General features: G+C 68.2%; 5 protein-coding genes. 2 read left to right on the plus strand and 3 right to left on the minus strand.

Features of this window, described 5'->3' with window-relative positions; genetic code table 11:
• Positions 1-288 (plus strand): hypothetical protein (locus BN1056_RS08775; RefSeq protein ID WP_210580458.1); only part of this gene is annotated, 288 nt, incomplete at its 5' end.
• Positions 289-1341: 1053 nt separating this feature from the next.
• Here the strand turns inward: BN1056_RS08775 and BN1056_RS08780 are convergent.
• The 3 genes from BN1056_RS08780 to BN1056_RS08790 form a co-directional block, all read right to left on the minus strand.
• The gene (locus tag BN1056_RS08780) at positions 1342-2520 is read right to left on the minus strand and encodes an ABC transporter ATP-binding protein (protein WP_210580459.1); all 1179 of its coding nucleotides are present in this window, start codon (positions 2518-2520) and stop codon (positions 1342-1344) included.
• Between the two features lie 99 nt (positions 2521-2619).
• Positions 2620-4368: an ABC transporter permease gene (locus BN1056_RS08785; protein WP_210580460.1), complete on the minus strand. Its 1749-nt coding sequence runs from the start codon at positions 4366-4368 to the stop codon at positions 2620-2622.
• Between the two features lie 133 nt (positions 4369-4501).
• Positions 4502-5569 carry an ABC transporter substrate-binding protein gene (locus BN1056_RS08790; RefSeq protein ID WP_210580461.1) on the minus strand — a complete coding sequence of 356 codons (1068 nt, stop codon included), beginning with the start codon at positions 5567-5569 and terminating at the stop codon, positions 4502-4504.
• Between the two features lie 32 nt (positions 5570-5601).
• Between BN1056_RS08790 and BN1056_RS08795 the strand changes: the two genes are divergently transcribed.
• Positions 5602-5742 carry a hypothetical protein gene (locus BN1056_RS08795; RefSeq protein ID WP_170866481.1) on the plus strand — a complete coding sequence of 47 codons (141 nt, stop codon included), beginning with the start codon at positions 5602-5604 and terminating at the stop codon, positions 5740-5742.
• Positions 5743-6597 lie beyond the last annotated feature (855 nt).

Consider the following 6597-nt stretch of genomic DNA (forward strand, 5'->3'; position numbering starts at 1 on the left):
GAGTGGACGGGAGACTGGTTCCGGGTGCAGGTCACGCGCGCCATCCACGCGCTCAAGACCGCCGCAGAGGCCGACCCGGAGGCGGTGGACCCCTGGGCCGCCACACTGCGGGATGTGCTACTGGCACTGGGCCACGACACCTACGACGGCGGCCAGGACGACCAGGAGGACGACACCGCCACCGGCACCGGCACCGGCACCGACACCGGGGCTGTGCAGGAGACCGGCCGGCAGGAGCAGCAGGAGAAGACCAGGGGTAAGCGCCGCCACTGGCCATGGCAGCACTAGCCAGCCACCAAACACAAGGGCGGGACACCGGTAGAAGGAAGAACCCGGTGCCCCGCCCCATGGCAGGACCAGCATCAACCCCAATTCTACCGCCACCCCACCGACACCAAGCCCGCCCCGCACGAGGTCGACCGGCCCGCCGACGTGAACCAGGCCAACCCACCAAACACCCGCCCCCAACAAACACCCGGCAAACATTACCCGAACACACACGTATTGCACTGTCACTGCCCCGGTTTTGCCCGGGATTCAGCCGGCCCGAACATCAACAACATCACGGAACGAACGCCAGTGAGAGAGTAGATCGGCGCGCTTCCAGGCACAGGCCACCCTAACCCGGCCACAGCTAGGCCACAACAACCAGCGTGCTCACTGGAACCTCCCAGTCACCTCACAGCACAGCAGACATTCCACATACATTCACCGGCCACCCAGTAATTACCCAGCAGGCGCATTGATTCTTAACCTGCATTCCCCCGCCCGTCCCGCCAGAACACCGCCCCAGGGCTCACCAAACGCCCCACCGGCAGCCCAACACCACCCCACCCACGGCTGCACGGTTGACGCGTTCCAGGTCGCCCCCGGCCCCCAGGCGAGCCCCGCCCGAGCATTCGCAGGCCTTGACCGGATCGAAACGCAAATCCTCCACGCATTCGAGAATCGTTCTCAGTAAGCCGTGCTCCCGCACTCCTCCCCTTGACCGCGAGCGCACCCCGTCCCCACCCCCGTCCCGAGGGACAGCATGGGGACGTCCCGGGTGACACGTCGGGGACAGCATGGGGATAGTGCGGGGACACGTCGGGGACGTCCCGAGGGGCAGTACCGGGACATCATGGGGACACCCCTTCCGTCGTCGAACAGGGTTGAGCCAAGGTGGCTAAACTCGTGTCAGGAGGTGGTGCGGTGAGTTTGTTTCTGGGTGGTAGTTCCACGTCTGCTACACGTCACTAGCGTCGGTCAGAGTTTTCGTTGGAATGGTGCGGCTGTGTACATAACTGGGATTTCTGAGCGGCCTCGACGGCGACGGCGGGGCCGCCTTCGCGGGGCCCCGCCTTACTCGCCGTCGTCGGGCAGCACCCAGGCGCGGGAGGGGGCGAAGCTGACGCGCACGGCGTCGCCCTCGGCGTGCACGGCGCTGACGTCCGGGTCGGACTCCAGGCAGACGATGGTGCCAACCTGCGTCTCGACCTCGTACTCCACGTGGTCGCCGTAGAAGACGGCCGACAGCACGCGGCCCATGTCGCCCACGAGCTCGCCCGCGTCGGCGGCCTTTCCGGGAGCGTCGTAAGGCTCCAGGCGCACCGACTCCGGGCGCACCACCACGGTGACGGCGTCCCCATCGCACACGTCGGAGTGGCAGGCGGCCTCGATGCCGCGTCCCAGCACCTGCACGCCGCACTTGCCCGCGGATACGTTCTGCGCCGTCGCCTGCAGGAAGTTCGCCCGGCCGATGAAGTCCGCCACGAAGGTGGAGGCGGGCCTCCGGTAGATCTCCTCCGGCGTGGCGACCTGCTCGATCCGCCCCGCGTTCATCACCACGATCCGGTCGGACATGGTCATCGCCTCGGACTGGTCGTGGGTGACGTAGATCGAGGTGATGCCCATGCGCTGCTGCAGACGGCGGATCTCCAGGCGCATGCGCACGCGCAGCTTCGCGTCCAGGTTGGACAGCGGCTCGTCGAACAGCAGCACCTTGGGCTGCACCACCATGGCGCGCGCCAGTGCCACGCGCTGCTGCTGGCCGCCCGAGAGCTCATTGGGGGCGCGGTCCGCCAGCGAGGTCAGGTTCATGGACGTCAGTGCCACGTCCACCTGCTCACGCATCTCCTCCGCGGGCACGCGCCGCAGCTTCAGGCCGTAGCCGACGTTGTCGCGCACGGACAGATGCGGGAACAGGGCATAGGACTGGAACACCATGGACATGGGGCGCCGGTTGGGTGGCAGCGAGACCATGTTCTGCCCGTCGAGGATCACCTGCCCCTCGGTGGCGTTCTCGAAGCCGGCGATCATGCGCAGGGTGGTGGTCTTGCCGCAGCCGGAGGGGCCCAGGAAGGTGATGAACTCGCCGGGGGCGACGTCGAGGCTTACCCCGTGCACGGCGTACACGTCCTTGCCGCGGCCCGAGAACACCTTGACGACGTCGCGCAGCTCGAGGTGCCCGGTGGGGGCGTCCTTATCGGTGGTTGAGCGCTCGGAGCGGTCGGTCGACGTGGAGGTGGCGGAAGTGGTCATGTGGGAGCCTCCTTGGCTCTCGCCCCGCTGGGGGGTGTGGGTGGCTGGGTGGGTGAGTTCGGGGCCGACGACGACGCCGCGCGGCCCGGCGGGTGCCGCTCAGCGCGGCTCGCGTCCCGCGCCGGTGCCGCGTATGAGCAGGTTCAGGCCGCCGATCACGGTCATGACGATCAGGATCAGGATGGTGCAGAAGGCGAAGGCGTTGCCGAAGCGGCCCGCGTCCACCTCCGCCAGGATCTGCGAGGTCATGATCTTGGTGTGCGGGGTGGTGATGAAGATGATTGGGGACAGCGTCGTCATGGAGCGGGCGAAGGCGTAGACCAGACCGGTCAGGAACGCCGGCCGGATCAGCGGCAGCGTGACCCGCAGGAAGGTCTGTGCGCCCGAGGCGCCCAGCGAGGTCGAGGCCTCGTCGATGGCCTTGTCGATCTGCTGCAGGGAGGCGATGCCGGAGCGCTGCCCGGCGGGCATGGAGCGCGCCACGTACACCATGACGATGGCCATGGCGCCGCCCGCGATGGCGCTGCCGCCGGCGAGCGGGGCGATGATGTTGACGCCGAACAGGGCCACCGGCCGGTTGAAGGTCACCAGGTAGCCGATACCGATGACCGTGCCCGGCACGGCCAGTCCCAGCATGCCCAGGAAGTCGATCAGGGCGGCGCCGCGGCGCATCCGCACCACCACCAGCCAGGCCACGAGCATGCCCAGAATGCCCGCGATCGGGGTGGCGATCAGGGCCAGGATCGTGGTGTCGATCATCGACTCGTTGCCGATGCCGGACAGCAGGTACTCGAAGTGCCGCAGCGTGAAGGAGTTGTTCACGCCGAGGATCTCCACGAAGGCACCCACCACCACGGCCGCGTACACCGTCACCACCAGCGCCAGCACCGCCACGGAGACGGCCAGCAGCGGGATGCGGGCCACGTTGGCGCGCAGCAGCTCGAAGGAGCCGGTCGGCTTGCCCGTCACCGTCACCGTGGAGGACCGGCCCGACCAGTACCGCTGCAGCAGGAACACCAGCAGGGAGGGCACCAGCAGCACCAGGGAGTAGGCGGCGCCCGCCGCGGTGTTGTACTCGCCGTTGATGGCGATGTAGGCGCGCGAGGCCAGCACCGTGTAGTCCCCGCCGATCACCAGCGGGTTCGCCAGGTCGGCGATGGCCTCGGTGAACAGCAGCAGGAAGGAGGCGCCCAGGCCCGGCACCACCATCGGCAGCGTCACTGTGCGGAACACCGTGAACTTGGAGGCGCCCAGGGAGGCGGCCGCCTCCTCCATGGACGGGTCGAGGCTGCGCAGCATGCCCACCAGGTTCATGTAGGCGACCGGGAAGAATGACAGCGACAGCACCAGGGTCAGCCCCGGCAGGCCGTAGATGTTCCACTCCTGCCCCAGCAGCTGGGTGGAGATGATGCCGTTGCGCCCGAACAGGGTGATCGACGCCGTCGCCACCGCGAAGGGCGGGGAGACCACCGGCAGCAGGCAGATCAGGTGGAACAGGCGCTTGCCGCGGAAGGCCACCCGCACCTGCACGTAGGCCAGCAGGAAGCCCACCAGGGTGCCGACGGTTCCCACCACCGTGCCCAGCACGAGCGTGTTCAGGACTGTGGCCCGGTTGGTGCGGGAGGAGGCGAGCTTGCTGAGCACGGCCAGCCCGTCCGCGGACAGCGCCTCGCCCAGGACGCGGCCCAGCGGCAGCAGTACCAGGAAGACGAGTACCAGGAGGACGACGACGAGGATCGTCGTCGTCACCGGGTCCTGCTTGACCCGGGTGCGACCGCGGGCGGAGCTCTTGGCGGGAGGTGTCTGTGTGAGGGAGGCGGCGGTCAAAGGGGGCGCGCTTGAGGTCATGGGTGGTCCTCGGCTGGGTCTGGCGGGGAGTGGTCGATGGCGGCCGCCCCGGTTGAGGCGGCCGCACGGGGCCGTGTGGCCGGTGCGGGCTACCACGCTGGCGCCCGCACCGGCCGACGACCGGGTGCCGGGCTTACTCCTTGGGCTCGGCGGCGATCTCCTCGTCGAAGCGGGCGGTCAGGTCGGGCTTCGCGGCGGCTGCCGCGGCGAAGTCGTAGTCGATCAGGTTGATGTCGTCCAGGTTCGCCATCTTGTCGCTGGTGTCGGCGTCGGGGTTGGTCAGCACCTGGTAGGAGCCCACGGTCTGGCCGACGTTCTGCCCCTCGGCGGAGATGGCGAAGTCGATGTAGGCCTGGGCGGCCGCCTTGTGGCTGGAGCCGGCCACCAGGGCGACGCCGCCGACCTCGTAGCCGGTGCCCTCCTCGGGGAAGGAGACGACCAGATCGGTCATGCCCTCCTCCTGGTACTTCACGCAGTCGTGGGAGAAGACGAGGCCGACGGCGGCCTCACCGCGCCCGGCGATCTGGCCGGGGGCGGTGCCGGACTTGGAGTACTGCAGCACGTTGTTGTGCAGCTGCTTCATGTAGTCCATGCCGGCGTCCTCGCCGCCCAGGCGCGTGACCTGGGTCCACAGGGTGGTGAAGGCCGTGCCGGAGGTGGAGGGGTGGGCCATGGAGACCTGCCCCTTCAGGGCTGGGTCGAGCAGGTCGTCCCAGGAGTCGGGGACGTCCACGCCCAGCTTGTCCAGCTGGGACTGGTTGGAGCAGAAGCCGAGCGCGCCGATGTAGACGCCGGTCCAGTTGCCGTCGGGGTCCTTGTACTCGTCGGGGATCTTCTCCGCCTCGGGGGAGGCGTAGGCCTCGATCAGGCCCTGGTTGACGGCCTCGCCGTAGCCGTCCACGGGGCCGCCGTGCCAGACGTCGAACTCGGGGTTGTCCTTGGCGGAGGCCAGGCGGGCGACGGTCTCACCCGAGGACAGGCGCACGTAGGTGGCCTTGATGCCGGTCTGCTCGGTGAACTTGTCGGTCCACGCCTGGCACAGATCCTCCATCGCGCCGCAGGCGACGGTGATCGGGCCCTCGTCGGAGCCGGCAGCGGAGGAGGAATCGGAGTCGGTGGAGCCGGCGCAGCCGGACAGGGCGAGTCCGCCGGCCATGACGGCTGCTAGCAGCGCGGTGCCGTACCGCGAGAAAGTACGCATGGGAATGCCTTTCGGGAAGTGTTGGCGCAGCTGTGCGCCAAGTCACCACCATGATGCCGGGCGCGAACGACGGCGGCGATGGAATGACGATCGCGAACTGTGACAGCGGTGTCATTTTTGTGGACCGCGCGGACTCGCCGAGATCGGTTGAAATAACCACCGAGATCGGTTGAAGTTACGTGCTGAGCTCGGTTCCGTACGGGATGCTGGTTGTTGCTGGGCCGACGTGTAGGCGGCTCACGCGGGAACGAGTCTCCGGTACGGGGCCGTGTCCGAGGCAACGGGGATGCCAGTCGTAGACTGGCCACGTCGTCAAACAGCCACGCCGGCTCGACAAATCCGGGGCGACGCACTTGGGGGCCGGAAGAGCCGCTGGCGGTTCTTCCGTTTTGGGCGTGCGGTGGGTTGATGGTTGGCGTGTGTCTGGATTGTTGGTTGCGTGCGCGGCAGGTCGGGTGCGGTGCGTGGCGTGATGGGCGGGGGTGGAAGAGAGCGCCGTGGATCTCGGCGGGCCACGGTGGATCGGGTGCGGCGACGGTTCGTGCGTTTCGACGACGGTTCGTGTGTTCGGGTCGACGGTTCGGCACTTCCTGCGACGGTTCGGCACCTAGAGGTACGTACCGTCGCGGTTCATGCCGAATCGTTGGTGCTAACTGCCGAACCGTCGTCGTTCATGACGAAGCGTCACGCAGCGTCCCGCGGGGCGCACGAGTGAGTACGCGAAAAGCCCGCTCCCCCGCGGCGGCCATGTTCGCGCCCCGGGAGCGCCTGGGGTGCGGCATTAGAAGCGCTGGACTCAGCGGAATCGCCGCCGTCGCCAACGGCCGCCATCGTGATCCGGGAACTGCTTGATCCAGGTGATTCCAACGAGTCGTCAGCCGCCAACGGTCACGAGCTCGAGAACGTCCCCGTCGGCCCGAGAAGGTCCCGGGTTCGGCCAAGACGACCTCGTCGGCCCGAGGACGTCCTGGGTTCGGCGAACACGTCCTCGTCAGCCCGAAACCCTCCCGAATGTGGAGGGTTTGGGG

It is taken from the genome of Actinomyces succiniciruminis, assembly GCF_900002405.1.
Taxonomy (GTDB): domain Bacteria; phylum Actinomycetota; class Actinomycetes; order Actinomycetales; family Actinomycetaceae; genus Actinomyces; species Actinomyces succiniciruminis.

Coding starts and splice junctions, on each gene's coding strand:
- BN1056_RS08785 (WP_210580460.1), bottom strand. CDS start 4,368: ATGACCTCAAGCGCGCCCCCTTTGACCGCCGCCTCCCTCACACAGACA.
- BN1056_RS08780 (WP_210580459.1), bottom strand. CDS start 2,520: ATGACCACTTCCGCCACCTCCACGTCGACCGACCGCTCCGAGCGCTCA.
- BN1056_RS08790 (WP_210580461.1), bottom strand. CDS start 5,569: ATGCGTACTTTCTCGCGGTACGGCACCGCGCTGCTAGCAGCCGTCATG.